General features: G+C 64.9%; 23 protein-coding genes and 1 pseudogene. 19 read left to right on the forward strand and 5 right to left on the reverse strand.

All coding sequences use genetic code 11. From position 1 onward, the window contains the following. From AB843_RS24860 to AB843_RS07185, 8 genes are all read left to right on the forward strand, one after another. Window positions 1-108, forward strand: a 108-nt coding sequence (locus AB843_RS24860) for a 2-oxo acid dehydrogenase subunit E2 (RefSeq protein ID WP_157384449.1), incomplete at its 5' end; no start/stop codon positions are given. An 85-nt stretch (window positions 109-193) separates the two neighbouring features. Further along, a complete protein-coding gene (locus AB843_RS07155; RefSeq protein ID WP_048646147.1) occupies window positions 194-634 on the forward strand; it encodes an endonuclease domain-containing protein in 441 nt (146 codons plus the stop codon). Then, window positions 631-1,269, forward strand: coding sequence for an SGNH/GDSL hydrolase family protein (locus tag AB843_RS07160; protein ID WP_048646148.1), 639 nt, complete (start codon window positions 631-633; stop codon window positions 1,267-1,269). The genes AB843_RS07155 and AB843_RS07160 overlap by 4 nt, the downstream gene beginning before the upstream one ends. 17 nt (window positions 1,270-1,286) lie before the next feature. Next, complete coding sequence (locus AB843_RS07165) at window positions 1,287-1,838, forward strand: HdeD family acid-resistance protein (RefSeq protein WP_048646378.1); 552 nt, start codon at window positions 1,287-1,289, stop codon at window positions 1,836-1,838. A gap of 66 nt (window positions 1,839-1,904) precedes the next feature. Continuing rightward, a complete protein-coding gene (gene lpdA, locus AB843_RS07170) occupies window positions 1,905-3,350 on the forward strand; it encodes a dihydrolipoyl dehydrogenase (RefSeq protein WP_048646149.1) in 1,446 nt (481 codons plus the stop codon). 73 nt (window positions 3,351-3,423) lie between these two features. Next, window positions 3,424-3,708, forward strand: a complete 285-nt coding sequence (locus AB843_RS07175) for a GlsB/YeaQ/YmgE family stress response membrane protein (protein ID WP_048646150.1) — start codon at window positions 3,424-3,426, stop codon at window positions 3,706-3,708. Between the two features lie 7 nt (window positions 3,709-3,715). Further along, window positions 3,716-4,678 carry a lipoyl synthase gene (gene lipA, locus AB843_RS07180; protein ID WP_048646151.1) on the forward strand — a complete coding sequence of 321 codons (963 nt, stop codon included), beginning with the start codon at window positions 3,716-3,718 and terminating at the stop codon, window positions 4,676-4,678. Between the two features lie 8 nt (window positions 4,679-4,686). Next, window positions 4,687-5,142, forward strand: coding sequence for a type II toxin-antitoxin system RatA family toxin (locus AB843_RS07185; protein WP_048646152.1), 456 nt, complete (start codon window positions 4,687-4,689; stop codon window positions 5,140-5,142). A gap of 80 nt (window positions 5,143-5,222) precedes the next feature. On the opposite strand, the gene AB843_RS07190 is transcribed toward AB843_RS07185, so the two are convergent. Both AB843_RS07190 and AB843_RS07195 read right to left on the reverse strand, forming a co-directional pair. Next, a complete protein-coding gene (locus AB843_RS07190; protein ID WP_048646379.1) occupies window positions 5,223-5,714 on the reverse strand; it encodes a CinA family protein in 492 nt (163 codons plus the stop codon). A 44-nt stretch (window positions 5,715-5,758) separates the two neighbouring features. After that, complete coding sequence (locus AB843_RS07195) at window positions 5,759-6,985, reverse strand: bifunctional 2-C-methyl-D-erythritol 4-phosphate cytidylyltransferase/2-C-methyl-D-erythritol 2,4-cyclodiphosphate synthase (protein ID WP_048646380.1); 1,227 nt, start codon at window positions 6,983-6,985, stop codon at window positions 5,759-5,761. 124 nt (window positions 6,986-7,109) lie between these two features. Between AB843_RS07195 and dusB the strand changes: the two genes are divergently transcribed. From dusB to ntrC, 3 genes are read left to right on the forward strand one after another with little or no spacing between them, the layout of a single operon-like run. Then, window positions 7,110-8,129 (forward strand): tRNA dihydrouridine synthase DusB, encoded by a 1,020-nt coding sequence (gene dusB, locus AB843_RS07200; RefSeq protein ID WP_048646153.1) that lies wholly within the window; start codon window positions 7,110-7,112, stop codon window positions 8,127-8,129. Next, window positions 8,126-9,271, forward strand: a complete 1,146-nt coding sequence (locus AB843_RS07205) for a two-component system sensor histidine kinase NtrB (RefSeq protein ID WP_048646154.1) — start codon at window positions 8,126-8,128, stop codon at window positions 9,269-9,271. The genes dusB and AB843_RS07205 overlap by 4 nt, the downstream gene beginning before the upstream one ends. Next, complete coding sequence (gene ntrC, locus AB843_RS07210; RefSeq protein WP_048646155.1) at window positions 9,268-10,716, forward strand: nitrogen regulation protein NR(I); 1,449 nt, start codon at window positions 9,268-9,270, stop codon at window positions 10,714-10,716. Before AB843_RS07205 ends, ntrC begins: the two co-directional genes overlap by 4 nt. 169 nt (window positions 10,717-10,885) lie before the next feature. Here the strand turns inward: ntrC and AB843_RS07215 are convergent. Beyond that, window positions 10,886-11,245 (reverse strand): annotated as a pseudogene (locus tag AB843_RS07215) (cell wall hydrolase); the annotation flags it as partial. Window positions 11,246-11,627: 382 nt separating this feature from the next. On the opposite strand from AB843_RS07215, the gene AB843_RS07220 reads away from it, so the two are divergent. The 6 genes from AB843_RS07220 to hflX all read left to right on the forward strand — a co-directional run bounded on the left by AB843_RS07220 (window position 11,628) and on the right by hflX (window position 19,515). Further along, entirely contained in the window at window positions 11,628-13,892 is a 2,265-nt protein-coding gene (locus AB843_RS07220; RefSeq protein WP_048646157.1) for a sensor histidine kinase NtrY-like, read from the forward strand. Window positions 13,893-13,894: 2 nt separating this feature from the next. Next, window positions 13,895-15,256: a nitrogen assimilation response regulator NtrX gene (ntrX, locus tag AB843_RS07225; protein WP_048646158.1), complete on the forward strand. Its 1,362-nt coding sequence runs from the start codon at window positions 13,895-13,897 to the stop codon at window positions 15,254-15,256. A 93-nt stretch (window positions 15,257-15,349) separates the two neighbouring features. Further along, window positions 15,350-16,726 (forward strand): Trk system potassium transporter TrkA, encoded by a 1,377-nt coding sequence (gene trkA / locus AB843_RS07230; RefSeq protein WP_048646159.1) that lies wholly within the window; start codon window positions 15,350-15,352, stop codon window positions 16,724-16,726. Between the two features lie 131 nt (window positions 16,727-16,857). Further along, on the forward strand, window positions 16,858-17,724 hold the full coding sequence (locus tag AB843_RS07235; protein WP_048646381.1) for a D-amino-acid transaminase: 867 nt from the start codon (window positions 16,858-16,860) through the stop codon (window positions 17,722-17,724). 147 nt (window positions 17,725-17,871) lie between these two features. Further along, entirely contained in the window at window positions 17,872-18,120 is a 249-nt protein-coding gene (gene hfq / locus AB843_RS07240; protein WP_048646160.1) for an RNA chaperone Hfq, read from the forward strand. Window positions 18,121-18,183: 63 nt separating this feature from the next. Further along, window positions 18,184-19,515: a GTPase HflX gene (gene hflX, locus AB843_RS07245; RefSeq protein WP_048646382.1), complete on the forward strand. Its 1,332-nt coding sequence runs from the start codon at window positions 18,184-18,186 to the stop codon at window positions 19,513-19,515. A 2-nt stretch (window positions 19,516-19,517) separates the two neighbouring features. Here hflX and mazG read toward each other — a convergent pair whose 3' ends face one another. Next, complete coding sequence (gene mazG / locus AB843_RS07250; protein ID WP_048646161.1) at window positions 19,518-20,336, reverse strand: nucleoside triphosphate pyrophosphohydrolase; 819 nt, start codon at window positions 20,334-20,336, stop codon at window positions 19,518-19,520. Window positions 20,337-20,613: 277 nt separating this feature from the next. On the opposite strand from mazG, the gene cml reads away from it, so the two are divergent. Beyond that, a complete protein-coding gene (gene cml / locus AB843_RS07255; RefSeq protein ID WP_048646162.1) occupies window positions 20,614-21,807 on the forward strand; it encodes a CmlA/FloR family chloramphenicol efflux MFS transporter in 1,194 nt (397 codons plus the stop codon). A gap of 84 nt (window positions 21,808-21,891) precedes the next feature. Here cml and AB843_RS07260 read toward each other — a convergent pair whose 3' ends face one another. Further along, window positions 21,892-22,371: an avidin/streptavidin family protein gene (locus tag AB843_RS07260; RefSeq protein WP_048646383.1), complete on the reverse strand. Its 480-nt coding sequence runs from the start codon at window positions 22,369-22,371 to the stop codon at window positions 21,892-21,894. Between the two features lie 276 nt (window positions 22,372-22,647). Here AB843_RS07260 and AB843_RS07265 point away from each other — a divergent pair, with 276 nt between their 5' ends. Next, the gene (locus AB843_RS07265) at window positions 22,648-23,148 is read left to right on the forward strand and encodes a hypothetical protein (protein WP_048646163.1); all 501 of its coding nucleotides are present in this window, start codon (window positions 22,648-22,650) and stop codon (window positions 23,146-23,148) included. The last annotated feature ends 42 nt before the right edge of the window (window positions 23,149-23,190 follow it).

Consider the following 23,190-nt stretch of genomic DNA (forward strand, 5'->3'; position numbering starts at 1 on the left):
TCGGTGACGCTGTCGACGGACCACCGGGCAGTGGACGGGGCGCTCGGCGCCGAACTGCTCGCTGCCTTCAAGCAGGTGATCGAAAGCCCGTTCGCCATGCTGGTGTAAACCTTTCCCTCCCCCTTGCGGGGAGGGTGGCCCGCAGGGTCGGGTGGGGGTCGTTTTGCCGGGCTCGATGTCTCAGGAGAGGGAAATGCCCTGGAATTTGCCGCCAAAGAAGGACGCAACGGCCAAGGCGCGTGGCAATGCGCCAAAACTCCGCCGCGCGCTGACGGACGCGGAGCGGCGGCTTTGGTGGCACATGCGTGAAAAGCTTCCGCTTTCAGGCACGCATTTCCGCCGGCAGGTTCCGCTCGGCCCCTATGTGGTGGATTTTTGCTGTCTCAAGCATCGTTTGATCATCGAGGTGGACGGTCATCAGCACGGGTCAGACGAGGCAATCGCCTACGATGCGCGGCGCGATGCCCATCTTGTCAGAGAAGGATTTCGTGTCCTGAGATTTTCGAATGCAGAGATCTCACGCGAACTAGCCTCGGTGTTGGATACGATCCATGCTGCGCTGGCGGCAACCACCCCCACCCCTTACCCCTCCCCGCAAGGGGGAGGGGATTCGGCAGGCGAGGCGGCCATATGAAAACCATCCTGTGCTATGGCGATTCGCTGACATGGGGATACGATCCCGCCGGGCCTGGACGGCATGCGTTCGAGGACCGTTGGCCGAGCGTGCTTCAACGCGCGCTCGGCGACGATGCGCGGGTCATCGCCGAAGGGCTGAACGGACGGACGACAGCCTATGACGATCATCTGTCGGGCGCCGACCGCAATGGCGCGCGTCTGCTGCCGACCCTGCTCACCAGCCATGCGCCGCTCGACCTGGTGATCTTCCTGCTCGGCTCGAACGACATGAAGTCCTTTGTCTGCGGCAGCGCCTTCGGCGCGCGGCAGGGCATGCGCCGACTGGTCGACATCGTGCTGCGGCATGACTACCCGGTCGAGCAGCGGCCCCCGGCGCTGCTGATCGTCTCGCCCCCGGCGCGGGGCCCGAGCCAGGACCCGGAAACCGACGCAATATTCGCCGACGCCTTGCGAGAGACCACCCGGCTCGCCGGTTTTTACCGGCAGTTGTGCGACGAGGTTTCGTGCGGCTTCTTCGACGCCGCTTCGGTGGCAAAGCCAAGCCCGATCGACGGATTGCACCTCGACGCCGAAAATACCCGCGCCATCGGCGCGGGACTGGCGCCGATCGTCAAAGACATGCTTGAACTTTGACCAAAGGAGGAATGATCATGGCCAACACTGTCGGGACTCAATCCGTACACGCATCCTGGGGCTGGCTTGCCCTGCTCGGCGCGATCTCGCTCATCGGCGGGATTCTGGCGCTGGCCAACCCTTTCGGCGCCACCTTGGCGGCGGCGCTTCTGGCCGCCTGGACCTTTGTCCTGTTCGGCGTGCTGCAGATCATCCAGGCGTTTCGCGTGCGCGGCTGGTCCGGCTTCCTGTGGTCGCTGCTTCTCGGCGTCGTGACGCTGGCGGTCGGTATTTCCATTCTCGCGCGGCCGGGCGCCGGCATCGTCTCGCTGACGGTGCTCGTGGCGATCATGTTCCTGGTGCTCGGCGTCGTCAAACTGATGTACGCCTTCGCGCTTCGGCCGATCTCCGGCTGGGTCTGGGTGCTCGTTTCGGGGCTGATCTCGCTGGTGCTGGGCGTGATGATCCTTGCCGACATGCCGTGGTCGGCGGCCGCCGTGCTCGGCATTCTGCTGGCCGTTGAACTGCTGTCGAACGGCGTCTTCCTGCTGTTCGTCGCCTTCGGGCTGCGCGCCGCCCGGCAGGCGTGAAACTGATTTATCGAGGCGCGCCTGACCGGTGCGCCTTGAACCGTGATTGCAAAGGAGAGACCCGCCGTGGCTGAAAATTACGACGTCATCATCATCGGATCCGGTCCCGGCGGCTATGTCACGGCCGTGCGCGCGGCGCAGCTCGGCCTCAAGACGGCCATCGTCGAGCGCGAGCATCTGGGCGGCATCTGCCTCAACTGGGGCTGCATCCCGACCAAGGCGCTGCTGCGCTCGGCGGAGATCAAGCACTATGCGGAGAACGGCAAGGATTACGGCCTGACCATCGACGGCAAGATCTCGGCCGACGTCGCCGCCGTGGTCGACCGCTCGCGAAAAGTCTCCCTCAGGCTGAACGGCGGCGTCGGCTTCCTGATGAAGAAGAACAAGGTCGACATCATCTGGGGCGAGGCGAAGCTTGCCAAACCGGGCGAGGTGGTCGTCTCGGCCACGTCGAAGAAAGCCATGCAGCCGCAGCCGCCCGAGCCGAAGGGCGCCAAGGGGCCCGCAACCTATACGGCCAAGCATGTCATCATCGCCACCGGCGCGCGGCCGCGCGCGCTGCCGGGCATCGAGCCGGATGGCGACAGGATCTGGACCTATTTCGAGGCCATGGTGCCGAAGACGATGCCGAAATCGCTGGTCGTCATGGGTTCGGGCGCCATCGGCATGGAGTTCGCTTCCTTCTACCGCACCATGGGCGCCGAGGTGACGGTCGTCGAGCTGATGCCGCAGATCCTGCCGGTGGAGGACGCCGAGGTGTCGAAATTCGCCAAGCGGCAGTTCGAGAAGCAGGGCATCAAGTTCCATCTCGACGCCAAGGTGACGAAGGTCGAGAAGGGCAAGGATTCGGTTACCGCGCATGTGGAGATGAAGGACGGCAAGGTCGAGAAGATCACCGCCGAAAAGTTGATTTCCGCCGTCGGCGTGCAGGGCAACATCGAAAATCTCGGCCTCGAGGCGCTTGGCGTGAAGACGGATCGCGGCTGCGTCGTGGTCGACGGCTATGGCCGCACCAATGTCGCCGGGCTCTACGCCATCGGCGACGTGGCGGGGCCGCCCATGCTGGCGCACAAGGCCGAGCATGAGGGCGTCATCTGCGTCGAGAAGATCGCCGGCGTGCCGGGCGTCCACGCGCTCGACAAGGGGCTGATTCCCGGCTGCACCTATTGCCAGCCGCAGGTGGCTTCGGTCGGGCTGACGGAGGAGAAGGCAAAGAGCGCCGGCCGCGACATCCGCGTCGGCCGCTTCCAGTTCGCCGCCAACGGCAAGGCGATCGCGCTCGGCGAGGATCAGGGTTTCGTCAAGACGATCTTTGACAAGAAGACCGGCGAGCTTCTGGGAGCGCACATGATCGGCGCGGAAGTGACCGAGCTGATCCAGGGCTTTGTCGTCGCCATGAACCTCGAGACGACCGAGGAAGAGCTGATGCACACGGTTTTCCCGCATCCCACACTTTCGGAAATGATGAAGGAAAGCGTGCTCGACGCCTATGGGCGCACGCTGAACGCGTAAGGAGCTTTTCGGCCCCTGTTTCCCCGCGCCATTCTGGACTATATGCGGGGGAACGCGAAACGAGGACGAGGCGATGGAACAGGGTTTTGGAATCATGGGCATGCCGGGCGTCGGCTTTATCGGCCTGCTCGTGATCGGCTTCCTTGCCGGTTATGTCGCCGAGAAGACCATGAACCGCGAGCATGGCTTCCTCACCAACATCCTGGTCGGCATCGCCGGCTCCTTCGTCGGCGGCACGCTGGCCGGGCTGGTCGGCATCTCGTTTTATGGTTTTCTGGGCAATCTGGTTGTCGCCATCCTCGGCGCCATCCTGATCCTGTGGATTTTTGGCCGTTCGGAATCCCGCCGGACGCGATAGGACAAACATGGTCACCGTTCTCGACACCGTCAGCAACAAGCCGCGCGTGCGGCATCCCGAAAAGGCGCACCGGCCCGACCAGGAGGTGTTGCGCAAGCCCGAGTGGATCCGCGTCAAGGCGCCGACCTCGAAGGGCTATCTGGAAACGCGCGAGATCGTGAAGTCGAACAAGCTGATCACGGTGTGCGAGGAGGCGGGCTGTCCCAACATCGGCGAATGCTGGGAGAAAAAGCATGCGACCTTCATGATCCTCGGCGAGATCTGCACCCGGGCCTGCGCCTTCTGCAACGTTTCGACCGGCATTCCCGGCCCGGTGGACCTCAACGAGCCCGAGAACGTCGCCAAGGCGGTGCGCGAGATGGGGCTGAAGCACGTGGTCGTCACCTCGGTCGACCGTGACGACCTGGCCGATGGCGGTGCGCAGCACTTCGCCGAGGTGATTGGCGCTATCCGCGCCTCGTCGCCCGGCACGACGATCGAAATCCTGACGCCCGATTTCCTGCGCAAGCCCGGCGCGCTGGAAGTGGTGGTGGCGGCCAAGCCCGACGTTTTCAACCACAATCTGGAAACGGTGCCGTCGAACTATCTGACGGTCAGGCCCGGCGCGCGCTACTTCCACTCCATGCGGCTCCTGCAGCAGGTGAAGGAGCTCGACCCGACCATGTTCACCAAGTCGGGGATCATGGTCGGCCTTGGCGAGGAGCGCAACGAGGTGCTGCAGCTGATGGACGATCTGCGTGCCGCCGATGTGGATTTCATGACTATCGGCCAGTATCTGCAGCCGACCCGCAAGCACCATCCGGTGAAGAAGTTCGTCACGCCGGACGAGTTCAAATCCTATGAAACCATCGCCTACACCAAGGGTTTCCTGATGGTTTCGGCCAGTCCTTTGACGCGCTCGTCGCACCATGCGGGCGAGGATTTCGCCAAGATGCAAGCCGCGCGCGAGGCGCGTCTGAAGACGGCCTAAGCTTATCGATGCCCAAATTCGAAACCGTACGCCACGTCGCCCATGCGCCGGAAGAGATGTTTGCGCTGGTCGCCGATGTCGAAAGATACCCGGAATTCGTCCCCATGTGCGAGGCGCTTGTCGTGCGCACGCGCAAGGAGCGCGACGGGGTGACGCTGCTCGTCGCCGACATGACGGTGGGCTACAAGGCGCTGCGCGAGACCTTCACCAGCCAGGTGACGCTGAAGCCGGACGAATGCGCCATCGACGTGCGCTATGTGGATGGGCCGTTCCGCTTCCTGAAGAACGAATGGCGCTTCGAGCCGGCGGGTGAGGGCGCCTGCGACATCCACTTCTTCATCGAGTACGAGTTCAAGAGCCGCATGCTTGGTGTTGTGATGGGCGCTATGTTCGACCGGGCCTTCCGCATGTTTTCGGAAGCGTTCGAGCGGCGTGCGGATATCGTCTATGGAACCGGTGTTTGACGATTGATGCGAGTTGCGGCGGCGGGATTGGATTTGTCGTGGCTTGGCAGTTTCCGGTTGAGCCCACGATGAAAAGACGCCTAACCTGCCTTCAAGGCATCGAGAACCATTCGCAGCGCCGTCCTGACCGTGGCAACGCGGACGCCGGCACGGTCGAGGCCGGTGAAGAGCCGCTTTTCGGCGATGGTCTCATGGCCCTGCAATGCCAGGCCGAACCAGACGAGACCGACGGGCTTTTCCGCCGAACCACCGCCTGGTCCGGCAACGCCGGTCACAGCAATGGCGACGCCCGCCCGCGAACGGGCCAGGGCGCCGGCGGCCATTTCAAGCGCCGTCTCCGATGACACCGCGCCGTGCGCGGCAAGCGTGTCGGCGCAAACGCCAAGCATCTCCATCTTGGCTTCGTTCGAATAGGTGACGAAACCGCGATCGACGACCGAGGAAGAGCCGGCGATGTCGGTCAGCGCGGCGGCGATCATGCCGCCGGTGCAGGATTCAGCCGTCGCCAGCATCAGGCCGCGCGCCTCGCAGGCGGCCAGCACGGCATGGGCAAGTTTCTCGCGCTCGTTCATGTCCGACACTTCGCTGTCACTCATGCTCAATACATCGCTGTCACTCATGCGGGCACCTCGCCGGGATAGACGACGCTGGCGGTGGCGATGGCGGCGATTCCTTCCCCGCGGCCGATGAAGCCGAGCTTCTCGTTGGTCGTCGCCTTGATCGAAATACGCATCTCGCCGATGCCGAGCATGGCGGCCAGCGCCGCCGTCATCGCCGCGCGGTGCGGGCCGATTTTCGGCGCCTCGCAGATCAGCGTCACATCGACATTGGCAATCCGCCCACCGGCTTCACGGACGATCTTCGCCGCATGCTCGAGGAAGATGTGCGAGGCCGCGCCGTTCCATTGCGGATCGGAGGGCGGGAAATGCGTGCCGATGTCACCGGCGCCGCAGGTGGCCAACAGCGCGTCGGTCAGGGCGTGCAGACCGACATCGGCGTCGGAATGGCCCGAAAGACGCTTGGCGTAGGGAATACGCACCCCGCACAGGATGACGGCATCGCCTTCGGTGAAGGAATGCACGTCATAGCCATTGCCGGTGCGCACATCGGGGAAGATCGCCGCGCGGTTGAGGCGCTGGTCGGCCAACGCGATGTCGCGCGCCCAGGTGAGCTTGATGTTGTCGACCGAGCCGGCGACGATGCGGACCGGGATATTCGCCCATTCGGCGATTGCCGCGTCGTCGGTGAAATCGTCGCGGCCCTGGTGGAAGGCGCGGTCGTGGGCGGCGGCGATCAGCGCGAAGGGAAATCCTTGCGGGGTCTGCGCGGCGTGCAGATCATGGCGCGGCACCGTCGCCTCGATGGTGCCGCCGGGGCCGGCGCGCTTCAGCGTTTCGGCGACAGGGAGGGCCGGCAGGGCGCCTTTTCCCTCTTCCACAGCGCGAATGATGCGGTCGATCAACTCACCGTCGATGAAAGGGCGCACCCCGTCATGGATGAGCACCGTCTGCGGCGCGGGATCATGCAGGGCGAGAAGGGCGAGACGGGTCGAGGCTTGGCGCGACGCGCCGCCATGCAGGGAGATTACCCGGTCGGCGAGGCCGATGGCCGCCTCGGCGAACAGCGCCTCGTCATCGGGGTGGATGGCGACCACGACGCGGCCGATGCGCGGATCGGCCAGAAACGTCTCGAGCGTGTGACGCAGCACCGGCTTGCCGCCGATGATGCGGTACTGCTTCGGTCCCTCGGCGGATTGACCGGCGCGTTCGCCGCGCCCGGCCGCAACAATCACCGCGGCGACTTCTCCTGCCCTGCCGCCGGCGATGCTCTCCTGCCGTGTCATGTGCTTGTCCATAGGCCAGACGCATAATAAGAGGCGCGGTGAAAGGCCAGCCGAATTTGCGGATTGTGCTGCGGAAGCGAAAACCCGGTTGCGGGGCAGCGGCGAAATGGCTAAAGAATAAGCAATGATGGAATCTGCTTCAATTTTGAGCAACGACGAGAGCGATGCGTTGCGCGGGCCGCTGCAGCTGGGGCCGGTGACCATTCGCAATCGGGTGTTCCTGGCGCCGCTGTCCGGGGTGACCGATCTCGCCTTTCGCCAGCGCGCCCACGCGCATGGCGCGGGCCTGGTGGTCTCGGAAATGGTGGCGAGCGGCGAATTGGCGCGCGGCCGCGCCGAATCGGCGCGGCGCATGCGGCGGCCCGAGATCGACGTGCATATGGTGCAGCTTGCCGGGCGCGAGGCGCATTGGATGGCGGAGGCGGCGCGCATTGCCGCCGGCGCGGGCGCCGACATCATCGACATCAATATGGGCTGCCCGGCGAAGAAGGTGACGGGCGGCTATTGCGGCTCGGCCCTGATGCGCGCGCCGGACCACGCGCTTGCGCTGATCGAGGCGGTCGTGGCGGCGGTTTCGGTTCCCGTGACGGTCAAGATGCGGCTCGGCTGGGACGAAACGGCGCTCAACGCGCCGCTGATCGCCCGGCGCGCCGAGGAGGCCGGCGTGGCCATGGTGACGGTCCACGGCCGCACGCGCTGTCAGTTCTACAAGGGGCAGGCCGATTGGCGGGCGATCGCCCGCGTCAAGCAGGCGGTCGGCATTCCGGTCGTCGCCAATGGCGATGTGACGAATGCGGCGGATGCGGCGGCGATCCTGAAACAATCCGGCGCGGATGCGATCATGGTCGGGCGGGCGCATTATGGCGCGCCGTGGGTCGCAGGCGCGATCGCTGCCGGTCGCGACGGTAGGCCTGGGGCACTGGAAGACTATGTCATCGACCATTACGAGGCGATGCTGTCGCTCTACGGCATCGAGCATGGGCTGCGCCACGCGCGCAAGCATCTGGGCTGGTACCTGGACCGTCACGCAGGCCAGGTCGCGCCGGAGCAGCGCAAGGCGATCATGACGGGGACGGATCATCGGGCGGTTATCGCCGGGCTGCGCGCGGCGTTTCGCGCCGAGAAAGGTGTTTTGGCCGCATGACAGCAAAAGGGTCGGATGGATCGGATGCGGGAACCGCACAGCTGTTGCTGAACACGCTGCGCCATCCGGTGGTGATGATCGACATCGACGGCTTCATCGTCCAGGCGAACGCGGAAGCCGAGGATTTCTTCCGCTCGGGCGCGGCGATCCTGGCGCGCAGCCGGCTGCCGGATTTCGTGCCCTTCGGCAGCCCGCTGATCGCCCTGGTCGAGCAGGTCAGGGCGCAGCGCGTGGCGATCAACGAATACCGGGTCGATATCTCGTCGCCGCGGCTGGGGCCGGAGCGGATGGTCGACATCCACGCGGCTCCCGTTTCCGAGGTGCCGGGCGCGGTGGCGCTGCTGCTTCAGGAGCGCTCGATGGCCGACAAGATCGACCGGCAGATGGTGCATCGCGGCGCGGCGCGTTCGGTGACCGGGCTAGCGGCGATGCTGGCGCATGAGATCAAGAACCCGCTGTCGGGCATTCGCGGCGCAGCACAGCTTCTCGAGCACGCCGTTACCGACGAGGATCGGGCGCTGACGCGGCTGATCACCGAGGAGACCGACCGCATCGTCGCGCTGGTCGACCGGATGGAGGTGTTTTCCGACGAACGCCCGGTGGAACGCGACCCGGTCAACATCCATCTGGTGCTCGACCATGTGAAGGCGGCGGCGAAGAACGGCTTTGCCCGCAAGGTGGCGATCGTCGAGGAATACGACCCGTCGCTGCCCGCGGTGTGGGCCAATCGCGACCAGCTGGTGCAGGTGTTCTTCAATCTGGTGAAGAATGCCGCCGAGGCGATCGGCGACCGGGAGGATGGCGAGATCCGCCTGACCACGGCGTTCCGGCCGGGCATCCGCCTGTCGGTGCCGGGCACAGACGACCGGGTGGCGCTGCCGCTGGAATTCTGCGTTCACGACAATGGACCGGGGATTCCCGAGGACATGCGGCCGATCATCTTCGACCCGTTCGTCACGTCGAAGCAGAACGGATCGGGCCTGGGGCTGGCGCTGGTGGCGAAGATCGTCGGTGCGCATGGCGGCGTCATCGAATGCGAATCGTCCGGCCAGCGCGGAACGGTGTTCCGCATCCTCATGCCTGCCTGGCGCGAGGCGCGCGGCCGGTTTGCCTATGGGCGGGAAGAGGAGACGGCGTCATGAGGAGTGGCAGCATTCTGGTCGCCGACGACGACGCGGCGATCCGCACGGTTCTCAACCAGGCGCTGTCGCGCGCCGGCCACCAGGTGCGGGTGACGTCGAATGTCGAGACGCTGTGGCGCTGGGTGTCGGCGGGCGAGGGCGACCTGGTGATCACCGACGTCGTCATGCCGGACGGCAATGCGTTCGACCTGTTGCCGCGCATCCGCAAGGCGCGGCCCGATCTGCCGGTCATCGCCATGAGCGCGCAGAACACATTCATGACGGCGATCCGCGCTTCCGAGGTGGGGGCGTACGACTACCTGCCGAAGCCGTTCGACCTGACGGAGCTGGTCAACATCGTCGGCCGGGCGCTGGCCGAACCGAAATCCGGCCGCCGGGAAACGGCCGATGCGGAAGCGCCCGACGCGCTGCCGCTGATCGGCCGGTCGGCGGCGATGCAGGAGATCTACCGGCTTCTGGCGCGCATGATGCAGACCGACCTGACGGTGATGATCAGCGGCGAATCGGGCACCGGCAAGGAGCTGGTGGCGCGCGCGCTGCATGAGTACGGGCGGCGGCGCAAAGGGCCATTCGTCGCCATCAACATGGCGGCGATCCCGCGCGATCTGATCGAATCGGAACTGTTCGGCCATGAGAAGGGCGCGTTCACCGGCGCCCAGGCGCGCTCCTTCGGCCGCTTCGAACAGGCCGAGGGCGGGACGCTGTTCCTCGACGAGATCGGCGACATGCCGATGGAGGCGCAGACCCGGCTGTTGCGTGTGCTGCAGCAAGGCGAATACACCACGGTCGGCGGGCGCACGCCGATCCGCACCGATGTGCGCATCGTCGCCGCCACCAACAAGGACCCGCGCGGCCTGATCGACCAGGGCATGTTCCGCGAGGATCTGTTCTACCGGCTCAACGTGGTCCCGCTGCGCCTGCCGCCGCTGCGCGAACGGGCGGAGGATATTCCCGACCTGGCTCGGCACTTTTTCGCCCGCGCCGAGAAGGAGGGCCTGCCGTCGAAGCGCATCAGCGCCGACGGGCTCGCCCGCATGAAGCATTATCGCTGGCCGGGCAATGTGCGCGAACTGGAAAACCTGGTGCGGCGGCTGGCGGCGCTCTATCCGCAGGACGAGATTTCCGCCGAGGTGATCGAGCAGGAGCTGCGCGCCACGGGGTCGCAGCGCCCGGGCGAGGCTGAGGCAGGGGTCGAGGATGCGACGCTGGAACAGTCGGTCGAGCGGCATTTGCAGCGCTATTTTTCGCAGTTCGGCGAGCAATTGCCGCCGCCGGGCCTGTACCAGCGCGTGCTGGCCGAGGTCGAGCAGCCGCTGCTGATCGCCGCGCTGACGGCGACCGGCGGCAACCAACTCAAGGCTGCCGACCTGTTGGGATTGAACCGCAACACGCTGCGCAAGAAAATCCGCGAATACGGCGTCAACATTTATCGCGGGGCGAACTGAGGCGGGCGCCCGACACGTGTCACTCGGCGGGCGCGGGCTTCTCTTCCAGGATCATCGCGCCGATCGGATCGGCCTTCGGCGAGGGCGCCTCGTAGGACAGGGCGGTATCCGTGGCGGCGGCAGCGGTCTTCTCGATCGGCGGCGGGGCCACCGGCTGCGTCACCAGACGCCGGCTGCGCTTCTCGTAGAAAGCGTTGCCGCCGGCGACCAGCACGTAGTGCATGTTCTTGTAGGGGAATTTCAGCCCGGCCGTGTGGAAGAACCGTGACTTCCTGACGCCCGGGTGACGCTCGCCCTTCAGAACGGCGGCGGCGGCGCTCTGCACATCCGGCAGGGCCTTGGATTTCATCGGCCGCGTCATGACGCCCGGCGCAAACTGGCCCTTCTGGCCGACGACGCCGCAGACGGTGTCGGGAAAGGCGTCGGAGGCCACGCGGTTCATGACCACCGTGCCGACGGCGACAAGCCCGTCACGGCTCGACCGGTTGGACTCGAAGAACATGGCGCGCTCCATGCATTCGCGTTCTTTCTGCGAATAGGAGAGCGGGTTGTCGGCAACGGAGGCGGTGGCGATGCCATCGACGCCCTGGGTGCAGCCGGCAAGCGCCAGGAGGGTTGTGGCCAGGCCGGCAACGAACAGCGGCGTCGGTCCGGCGGCGGTCACGACTTGCGCCTCATGCTTGTGTCCTCAGCTTTTGCAGTCCGGTTTTCAAGATCGGGCCAGAATGAGCAATTTCGCGGCGAAATAATGTCATCGGGCATTGCCGGACGCCGGGCCGATGTGGCGTCGATCCCCACCTTGCCCCAGCATTGCCGCATTGTTCGCCGATTGAACTGTTGCCTGTCCGCTACAGTCGTTGCATATATGCAACATCTTTTGAGTCCTGTTCACGAGCACAGACGCCGGAGTGATGGTCAGCTTGTCCGAGAGTTCGACGATACAGCCCCTTGCCGCGGCATCACCGGTCAGGCCTGGCCGGTCGCCGGCGCTTTATCTGGGCATCGGCGCGGCCGTCGGCGCGCTCGTCACGGCAGCGGTGTCGTTCGCCGTCCTGCTCGGCCTGACGCCGCTGACGCCGGACGCCGGCACGACGCTTCTGTTGATCGCCATCAATCTGGGTTTCATCCTGCTCTTGCTCGCCCTGATCGGCGCCGAGGCGTTCCGCATCTACAAGAGCCGCAAGGGCGGTCGGGCGGCCTCGCGGCTGCATGTGCGCATCATCGCCATGTTCTCCCTGGTGGCGGCGATCCCGGCGATCCTGGTGGCGGTCATCGCCTCGGTGACGCTGGAACTGGGGCTAGACCGCTGGTTCGAGATCCGCACAAAGGTGATCATTTATTCGTCGCTGTCGATCGCCGACGCCTATGTGCAGCAGAATGCGCGCAGCCTGCAGGGCACGACCGAGAGCATGGCGGTGCGGCTCGACCAGGCGCGGACCCTGTACAATCTCGACCGATACGGGTTTCGCGATTTCATGACCCGGCAGGCGGCGTTGCGCGGACTGGCCGACGCCGAACTGGTGCGCGAGGACGGCTCGGTCATCATGAGCGCCCAGATGCCGGACGACATCCCCCTGCCAAGGCCGGGCAGGGGTGCGATCGAGACCGCAGACAGGGCGGAAATCGCCTTCAACGAGATCGGCGGAACGAACCTGGTCACCGCGGTCTACAAGCTGCAGGAGATTCCCGACGCCTATCTCTATACGGGCGCGCTGCTCGACCCGGACGTCCTGAAGGCGCGGCAGATCGTGCGGACGAACACCGACGAATACCGATCTCTGGAAGACAATCGCGGCAACACGCAGCTCGCCTTCGCGCTGCTCTATCTTGTGGTGACGCTGGCCATCGTGCTGGCGGCGATCTGGACCGGCATCGCGGTGGCCGACCGGCTGGTTCGGCCGATCCGCCAGCTCATCGGCGCGGCGGGCGACGTTTCGACCGGCAATCTCGACGTCTCGGTTCCGGTGCGTTCCGCCGATGGCGATGTCGGCCTTCTGGGCGATACGTTCAACAAGATGACGCAGCAGCTCAAGTCGCAGCGCGACGAGCTGATCGCCGCCAAGGATGTGATCGACGAGCGCCGCCGCTTCACCGAGGCGGTGCTGTCGGGGGTGACGGCCGGCGTCATCGGCGTCGATGCGCACGGGACCGTGGCCATGGTCAACCGTTCGGCGGAGGCGATGCTGGCGATTTCGGCGCGCAATGCGGTCAACAAGAACCTGTCGAGCGTTTTGCCGCATGTGGGCCGCGTGTTCGAGGCGGGGCGCAAGTCGGGCAGGCCGGTCTATCGCGAGCAGGTGGCCTTCTTCCGTGCCGGCGCCGAGCGCACCTTCAACATCCAGATCACCACGGAGGAGGGCGTCAACGATGCGGAAGAGCATTCCTATGTGGTGACCGTCGACGACATCACCGACCTGATGCAGGCGCAGCGCTCGATGGCCTGGGCGGATGTGGCGCGGCGCATCGCCCACGAGATCAAGAACCCGCTGACGCCGATCCAGCTTTCGGCCGAGCGCATCCGCCGCCGCTTCGGCAAGGTGATCGAGCAGGACCGCGATATCTTCGACCAGTGTACCGACACGATCATCCGCCAGGTGGGCGATATCGGCCGCATGGTCGACGAGTTCTCCGCCTTCGCCCGCATGCCGAAACCGGACATCCAGCTGCTCGACTTGCGCGAGCCGCTGCGCGAGGCGTCGTTCCTGGTCGAGGTGGCGCGCAACGAAGTCACCTTCGAACGGGATTTTTCCGACACGCCGCTGATGGGCCGCTTCGACGCGCGCCTGATGGGGCAGGCCTTCGGCAACGTCATCAAGAATGCGGCCGAGGCGATCGAGGCGGCAGAACTCACCCATGGGCAGAGCGGGGCGATCCGCGTCGTGGCGCGGCGCAACGACCGCTTCATCCAGGTGGACGTGATCGACAATGGCAAGGGGCTGCCGCGCGAGAACCGGCAAAGGCTGCTCGAACCCTATATGACGACCCGCGAGAAGGGCACGGGCCTTGGCCTCGCCATCGTCAAGAAGATCATCGAGGATCATGGCGGACGGCTTGAACTGCACGACGCACCAGACGATTTCCACGGCGGCGCCGGGGCGATGATCCGCATAATCCTTCCGGCTACCCAGCGGGCCGACGACCCGGCCGGCGGTGGCACAGATACGAGGAAAAGGTAATCATGGCGTCCGACATCCTGATCGTAGACGACGAGGAAGACATTCGCGAACTCGTTGCCGGAATCCTGAGCGACGAGGGGCACGAGGCGCGCACCGCCCATGACAGCGACAGCGCGCTGGCGGCTATTTCCGAGCGGGCTCCGCGTCTCATTCTGCTCGATATCTGGCTGCAGGGATCGACCCTCGACGGCCTGGCCCTGCTCGACAAGATCAAGGAGATGCACCCCGACATGCCGGTTGTGATGATCTCCGGGCACGGCAATATCGAGACCGCTGTCTCGGCCATCAAGCGCGGCGCCTACGACTTCATCGAGAAGCCGTTCAAGACGGACCGGCTGATCCTGATCTGCGAGCGGGCGCTGGAAATCTCCAAGCTGAAGCGCGAGATGACCGACCTGAAGAAGCGCAGCGGCGCTTCGTTCGACCTGGTCGGCCAATCGGCGGCGCTGAACCATCTGCGCCAGACCATCGAGCGCGTCGCGCCGAACAACAGCCGCATCATGCTGATGGGTCCATCCGGGTCCGGCAAGGAACTGGTGGCGCGCGCCATCCATGCGGCTTCGCTGCGCAAGACCGGCCCCTTCGTGGCGCTGAACGCGGCGACGATCACGCCGGAGCGCATGGAGATCGAGCTGTTCGGCACGGAATCGAACGGTCATGAGCGCAAGGTGGGCGCGCTTGAAGCGGCGCATGGCGGCGTTCTCTATCTGGACGAGATCGCCGATATGCCGCTCGGCACACAAAGCAAGATCCTGCGTGTGCTGGTCGACCAGCAATTCGAGCGCGTCGGCGGGACGCGGCGGGTCAAGGTGGATGTGCGCATCATCTCCTCGACCGCGCAGAACGTCGAATCGCTGATCGCCGAGGGTGGTTTCCGCGAGGATTTGTTCCATCGTCTGGCGGTGGTGCCGGTCGGCGTGCCGCCGCTGGCCGAAAGACGCGAGGATATTCCGCTTCTCGTCAATCATTTCATGCAGCAGATCGGCGAACAGGCCGGCATCAAGCCGAGGGCGCTGGGCAATGACGCGATGGCGGTGCTGCAGGCGCATAACTGGCCCGGCAATGTGCGACAACTGCGCAACAACATCGAGCGGCTGATGATCCTGACGCGCGGCGACGGGCCGGACACGCCCATCACCGCCGACCTTCTGCCGGCCGAGATCGGCGACGTGATGCCGCGCCTGCCGACCCAGTCGGACCAGCACATCATGGCCCTGCCGCTGCGCGAGGCGCGCGAAATGTTCGAGAAGGAGTATCTGCTGGCGCAGATCAACCGCTTCGGCGGCAATATTTCGCGCACCGCCGAATTTGTCGGAATGGAGCGGTCGGCGCTGCATCGCAAACTGAAATCGCTCGGCGTATAGGTGCCGCAGGCGGTTTCCTCGACGAATGAAAAGCGCTAGAGCAATGCCGTTGCAGCGCACCGCGGGTCGGCGCGCGCGGGCAGGGAGTTGGCGATGAAGGTCATTATTTGCGGCGCGGGCCAGGTGGGCCACGGCATTGCAGAGCGTCTGGCCGCCGAGCAGAACGACGTTTCGGTGATCGACGTTTCGCCGGAACTGATCCGCGGCGTGCGCGACACGCTCGACGTGCGCGGCTTTGTCGGCCATGGCGCCCATCCCGACGTGCTGGCGCAGGCCGGCGCCAGCGAAGCGGACATGATCATCGCCGTCACCCTGTTCGACGAGGTCAACATGGTGGCCTGCCAGGTGGCGCACTCGCTGTTCAACGTGCCGACCAAGATCGCCCGCATCCGTTCGCAATCCTACCTGCAGGCCCATTACATGGACCTGTTCTCGCGCGATCATCTGCCGATCGACGTGATCATCTCGCCGGAGGTGGAGGTCGGCGAGATGGTGATGCGGCGCATCGCCCTGCCGGGCGCTACCGATGTCGTGCGCTTCGCCGACGATCACGTGCTGATGGTGGCCATAGAGTGCCTCGAGGAATGCCCGGTCATCAACACGCCGCTGTCGCAATTGACCGAGCTTTTTCCCGACCTGCCGTCGACGGTGGTGGGGGTGTCGCGCGACGGCAAACTGTTCATCCCCCATTCGGGCGACCAGCTGATCGCCGGCGACCTGGCCTATGTGGTGACGACGCGCGAACAGGTGCGCCGCACGCTCGGCCTGTTCGGCCACGAGGAGCGCGAGGCGACGCGCATCGTCATCGCCGGCGGCGGCAATATTGGACTGTTCGTCGCCCGTACGATGGAGGAAAAGCAGAGCCGCACCAAGGTCAAGATCATCGAGAGCACGCGCGAGCGGGCGGTAGCGCTGGCCGACAAGTTGCGCCGGACCGTGGTGCTGCACGGCAGCGCGCTCGACCAGAAGCTGCTGCTCGAGGCCGACATCCAGCACGCCGACCTGATGGTGGCGCTGACCAATGACGACCAGGTCAACATCCTGTCGAGCGTCATCGCCAAGCGGCTCGGCTGCCGCTCGAACCTGGTGCTGATCAACAACCCGACCTATCACGACTTCGCCAAGACGCTGGGCATCGACGCGCATGTGAACCCGCGCTCGGTGACCATATCGAAAGTCCTGCAACATGTGCGGCGCGGCCGCATCCGCGCCGTCCACAACATCCAGCGGGGCGCCGCCGAGGTCATCGAGGCCGAGGCGCTGGAAACCTCGCCCCTGGTCGGGCCGCCGCTTTCCGAGGTGGAGTTTCCCGACGGGATGCGCATCGGCGCGGTCTATCGCGATGGAGCGGTGATCAAGCCGAGCGGCTCGCTGCGCATCAAGCCGAAGGACCGGGTGGTGATCTTTGCTTTGGAAACCGCCGTGCGCCAGGTGGAACAGATGTTCCGTGTCAGCCTGGAATTCTTTTGAGCCAGCACCTGCCAACCGCTTGAAAAGCCGGGCGCACGCCTGCAAAAGATCGCTGGAGACATTTCGCGCCAGCCTCGATCAAATGCCTTGCCTTGGGGCAGGATGCGGCGCCCACCAACACGGAGATCCCGATGCCACGCATTGCCTATGTGAACGGGCGTTACGTCCGCCACGCCGACGCGGTCGTTCATGTGGAGGACCGCGGCTACCAGCTGGCCGACGGCGTCTACGAGGTGTGCGAGATCGCGAAAGGCTTCATCGTCGATGAAAAGGGCCATCTCGACCGGCTCGGTCGCTCGCTGAGCGAGTTGCGCATGGCCTGGCCGCTCGAGCGGCAGGCGCTGGAACTGATCATGCGCGAGGTGATCCGCCGCAACCACGTGCATAACGGCATGGTCTACCTGCAGGTGACACGCGGGGTTTCGCCGCGCGACCATGCTTTTCCGACCAAGCCGGTGCGCCCGGCATTGGTGGTAACGGCCAAGCGCATGGACCCGCGTGCCGCGGCGAAGAAAGCCGACAAGGGCATGGCCGTCATCACCGTGCCGGAGAACCGCTGGGAGCGCGTCGACATCAAGACGATCGGCCTGTTGCCCAATGTTCTGGCACGCCAGGCGGCGGTGGATGCCGGCGCCCAGGAAGCCTGGTTCGTCGATCCGGACGGCACGGTGAAGGAGGGCGCCTCGACCAATGCCTGGATCGTCACCAACGACGGTTCGCTTGTAACGCGCCCGGCGGATTTCGGCATTCTGCGCGGAATCACGCGCGCCACCGTTCTCAAGGTGGCCGCCGAACTTGGCCTGAAGGTCGAGGAGCGGCGATTTAGCGTGGAGGAGGCGCAAACGGCGCGCGAAGCCTTCGTGACGAGTGCGACATCGCTTGTCACGCCGGTGGTCAGCATCGATGGCAAGGCCGTTGCAAACGGCCATCCAGGCTCGATTGCGCGCTCCTTGCGCGAGGCATTTTTTGCGATTGCGGAAAAAAGTCCTACCTGTTAACCAACAGGCATGGTAGCGGCTCTGCAAGAGCGAGGAAAACCGGCGTCAATCGCGCACGCGTCTTCTGTCATTGGATTTCTTGACAGAAGCGGGTGATATTTGCGCTACTGGCTGCCCTTAGGCAGCGAATGGGTGAAAGACCAAGAAATGGCGGAACGATCACAAAATCTGCAGGACCTGTTCCTGAACACCGTTCGCAAGAGCAAGAACCCGTTGACGATCTTTCTCATCAACGGCGTCAAACTGACGGGCATTGTTACTTCCTTCGATAATTTCTGCGTGCTTCTGCGCCGTGACGGCCATTCGCAGCTTGTCTACAAGCATGCGATCTCGACGATCATGCCGAGCCAGCCCGTGCAGCTCTACGACGCAGAGGAAGGCACCCGGGAATCCTGATTGGCACAGCCACGCAAGCCTGAGGGCAGGGGGCAGACGGACGATAACGGGACGCGCGACGCCATGGCGACGCGTGCCACTGTCGCCATGGCGACACGCGCCATTGTCGTTTCGCCCGTGCTTGCCGCCGAACGACGCGCCGCCGAAAGCAGCGCCACCATCGTGCGTTCGCCCGAGGCGCGCTCGGAAGAGGCGGTCGGGCTGGCCGAGGCAATCGACCTCGATGTGATTTCGGCGGAGATCATCCCCGTCAACGCGCCGCGCCCGGCCACGCTGATCGGCACGGGCAAGCTCGAGGAGCTCGCAGGCCGGGTGGCCGAGGCCGAGATCGAGGTGGTCATCGTCGATCATCCGCTGACGCCGGTGCAGCAGCGCAATCTGGAAAAGGCACTGAACGCCAAGGTGCTCGACCGCACCGGCCTGATCCTGGAGATCTTCGGCCGGCGTGCCCGCACCAAGGAGGGCCGTCTGCAGGTCGAACTGGCGCATCTCGAATATCAGCGCGGACGGCTGGTGCGCAGCTGGACGCATCTGGAACGCCAGCGCGGCGGCGGCGGCTTCATGGGCGGTCCTGGCGAAACGCAGATCGAGGCGGACCGCCGGCTCTTGCAGGATCGCATCGTGCGGCTGAAGCGCGAACTGGAAACCGTGCGGCGCACGCGCGACCTGCACCGTTCCAAGCGGCGCAAGGTGCCGTTTCCGATCGTCGCCATCGTCGGCTACACCAATGCGGGAAAATCGACCCTGTTCAACCGGCTCACCGGTGCTGCGGTGATGGCCGAGGACATGCTGTTTGCCACGCTCGACCCGACCCTGCGGCGCGTGCAGCTGCCGCATGGAACGACCATCATCCTGTCCGACACGGTGGGCTTCATCTCCGACCTGCCGACGCATCTCGTCGCCGCCTTCCGCGCCACGCTCGAAGAGGTCATCGAGGCGGATCTGGTGATCCATCTGCGCGACATTTCAGATCCCGATTCGAGTGCGCAGGCAGCCGATGTGGAGGAAATCCTCGGCGATCTCGGCGTTGACGCGGGCGACAAGAAGCACGTTCTGGAAGTGTGGAACAAGATCGACAATCTGGATCCGGAGCGGCGCCGTGCGCTGCTCGACGGCACGCGCGGCCCGGCCGCGCCGCTGGCCGTTTCCGCTGTGACCGGCGAAGGGGTCGACGACCTCCTGGCGCAGGTCGAGGCACGCATTTCAGGCGCCATCACCGCGATCACCATTTCACTGACGCCGGCGCAGATGCCCTTGCTCGACTGGGTTTACCGGCATGGCGACGTGACCGAGCGCGCCGACAATGACGATGGCAGCGTGACGATCACCGTGCGTGCCACGGACGCCGCCAGACACGAGATCAGCGAACGCCTGGCGCTCGGCGATAGCGAATAGCTTTACTTCAGAGATTTGGCCTGCTGCCAGAGCGCTTCCATCTCGGCCAGGCTCGCCTCATCGAGAGAACGCCCGGCGCCGGCCAGCGCCCGTTCGACATGGTCGAAACGCTTGCGGAACTTGTCGTTCGTGGCCGATAGGGCAGCTTCGGGGTCATGTCCCAGATGGCGGCCGAGGTTGACGAAGGCAAACAACAGGTCGCCATACTCCTCGGCGATGTGCGCCTCGTCGCGGCTGGCGATGGCCTCGCGCAGCTCGCCGATCTCCTCTTCGATCTTGTCGAAGACAGGGCCGGCCTCGCCCCAATCGAAGCCGACGCGGGCGGCACGCGACTGCAGCTTCAGCGCGCGCATCAGTGCGGGCAGGGCGCGCGGGACTTCGTCGAGATAGGCGGGCTGCTCCGCATCGTGCCCATTGGCTGAACGGCGCGCCCGGCGCTCGGCCTTCTCCTCAGCCTTGATCGTCTCCCACATGCCCTTGGCCATGCCCTTGCCGCGTGCTTCGGCGTTGCCGAAGACATGCGGATGACGGCGAATCATCTTGGCGGTGATGGCCTGCACCACGTCGCCGAAGGCGAAGCGCTCTTCCTCCTCGGCCATGCGCGCGTGAAACACCACCTGCAGCAGCAGGTCGCCCAGCTCGTCACGCAGATCGTCCATGTCGCCGCGCTCGATGGCATCGGCCACCTCATAGGCTTCCTCGATCGTGTAGGGGGCGATGGAAGCGAAATCCTGTTCCACATCCCACGGACAACCGGTTTCAGGCGTGCGCAGGGCGGCCATGATCTCCAGCAATCGGGCGATGTCGGTCGAGGGCTGCATGGACGGTCCTTTCATTGGGGCATGGCTGCGCGTCACAGCACGGCTTTCCGGTTGCCACCTTGCCCGGGCTCAGCAGAGCTGATAGATGCGCATTCCTCGGCCCGCAAGAGCACCGAGACCGAAACACACGGGACACGACGATGGGAAGCACCAAGTCAGCAGACAAATAGGCCGCAGCGACATTTTCTGGTTGCTGCGGCGTCTGACCCGTCATCGCTTGTAAAAACAATGCCGGCAGTGCGCCGCCAAATGCAGTTCATTTGTGCGGATTTTTGCCATGTTTCGTCCCAGGACATCTGTCTGGAACCACTCTCTTGCCGCGGCCCTCGTGCTGATGGCGCCATTCGACATCCTCGCCTCGCTGGCGATGGATATCTACCTTCCCGTCATCGTGCAGATGCCGGATATCCTGCGGACCACGCCGTCGGTGATCCAGCTGACGCTCAGCCTGTACATGGTAGTGCTCGGCCTCGGGCAGATGGTTTTCGGGCCGCTGTCCGACCGCATCGGCCGCCGTCCCGTGCTGATCGGCGGGACGCTGTTGTTCGCCGCCAGCTCCATCGGCCTGGCCATCACGTCGTCGGCCGGCCTGTTCGTCGCGTTGCGCGTCCTGCAGGCGGCGGGCGCGTCGGCGGCGCTGGTCGCGACCTTCGCCACCGTGCGCGACGTTTATGCCGAGCGCCCGGAAAGCGCGGTGATCTACAGCCTGTTCGGCTCGATGCTCGCCTTCGTGCCGGCGCTGGGGCCGATCGCCGGCGCACTGATCGCCGAACAGTATGGCTGGCGCGCGATCTTCATCGTCCTCGCGCTCCTGGCGATCATCGCCGTTTTGCGGGCCCTTGGCGGATGGCCCGAGACCCGGCCACAGGACGGTTCCGCGCCGCGCACCGCCTGGCGGGCCATTCTCGGCAGCGCGGCCTTCTGGACCTACACGCTGGGCTTCAGCGCGGCGATGGGCGCGTTCTTCGTCTTCTTCTCGACCGCGCCGCGCGTCCTGATCGACGGCGCCGGCTTTTCCCAACTGGGCTTCAGCCTGTCGTTCGCCAGCGCAGCGCTGGCGATGATCGTCACGACGCGGTTTGCCGGGTACTTCGTGAAGCGATGGGGGCAAGCGGGTTGCCTGGCGCGCGGCATGCTCATGCTGCTCATCGGGGCTGGTCTGCTGGCGCTTGGGCAGGTGTTGCTCGAGCCGTCATTCGTCAGTTTCGTCATGCCCATGTGGGTGATCGCCATCGGCATCGTGTTTGCCTCGTCGGTGACGGCCAATGGCGCGCTGGAAGCGTTCGGCGCGTCAGCCGGCATGGCCGTGGCGTTCTATTTCTGTGTGCAAAGCCTGATCGTCGCCCTGCTCGGAACGCTGTTCGTCGTCGGCCTCGATGGCGACACGGCCTGGCCGCTGGCCGGCTACGCCACGATGATGGCGCTGCTGGTGCTTGCGGCTCTGGCAAGGCTTGTCGCGAAGCGGAGGTAGATCAAAATGCCGGGCAGGGGGAACCTCTCCTCCTGCCCGGCAAACCGTCACGACGCGGCGATCGTGCCGCGTCGAGGCAAATCCCTATTCCTTCATCGGCAGGTCGTCGCCGGTGCTCGGCGCGACATAGCTGAACAGATCGCTGCCGCTGTCGATCGCCGGGCCCGAGCCTGCCTGATAGGACAGGTTCCAGTCGGTGACGATCTGCAGCGTGCCGTCATTGTTCTGGCGTGCATAGCCGGTCCAGCCGGTGGTCGAATTGCAGTTCTGTGTGCCGTTGTTCCAGGCGACTGCGAAGGCGATGAACTGGCCGTTGACGCGGCCCGAGATCGGGTAGGGCGTGTTCTGGCAGCCCGTGCCCTGGGCGTGATTGACATATTGCCCGGTGACCTCATCGGTCGCGCTCACCGAAATGGTCATGGTCGAACCTTCCTCGTTGACCCAGCTGGTCGATGTGGCGACGAGACTGGAGAAATCCTGGAAGCCCGCTTTGTCGAGCGCTTCGTAGCCTGCAACAGGCGTGGCAATCAGCAGAACAGCTCCAAGAACAGCGTGTTTAAGCATGGCATGAATCCTCATCATGAAGGGAATAACGAGGTTGTCTGCCTACATGCTCATGGATCGATACGGCCGTTCTGCGGGATATCGGTGGTCAAACCTCTGGCGGCAATCTGGCATTTGCCGACCGGCGGGTAAAGCCGCGCACCACATTCATTGGCTTGATCGCATCACCCAAAACCGCGCAATGTCACTGGATGCAGAGCGTGTCGGAGGTCGGGTTTCTTGCGGCGATTGAGCAGGACGAATACATTCGGGAGTAAGGAAAAAGGCGTAAACCGGATGCACATAAGGGCTTTCAGCGGCATTTGCGCTGCTTTTCTGAATGTTGGGGTAGCCAGAGCGATGCCCTTGGACCTGACCGCGGATCGGCTTCTCGATATCTGCGCAGCGCCTACCGTGCAGGCGGCGGCGCACAGGGGCGACGAAATCGGCTGGCCGCGCCTGACCAATGCGGAAACGAAGGAATGGCGTACCAACTTTGTCGCCTACAATGGCGGTTCGGTGGACATGGTGGGCTGGCGGCGGGAACAGGCCAATGGCGTTGAATTGCTGTCGTTCTGGGTTGCTGCCGGTCCAAACGAACACAAGGCGTGCGCATACTCGACGCAGACACCGGCAGGACTCCTGGACGCCTTGTCGGAGCGGCTGGGCGCGCCGGACAGTTTCGACAAGAACGACGCCATAGAAAGTGTATCAGCCTCGTGGACGCGAGGTGCGATCCAGTATTCCTTTGCTCAGGTAGGCTCGTCCGTCGTCATCAACATCGGAACCAGTGATTGAGATGGTCGGCGCCAGAGAGGCGACCGTCGCACCCCATATAGA

The sequence above is a fragment of the Nitratireductor soli genome, assembly GCF_001050155.1.
GTDB classification, from domain to species: domain Bacteria; phylum Pseudomonadota; class Alphaproteobacteria; order Rhizobiales; family Rhizobiaceae; genus Nitratireductor; species Nitratireductor soli.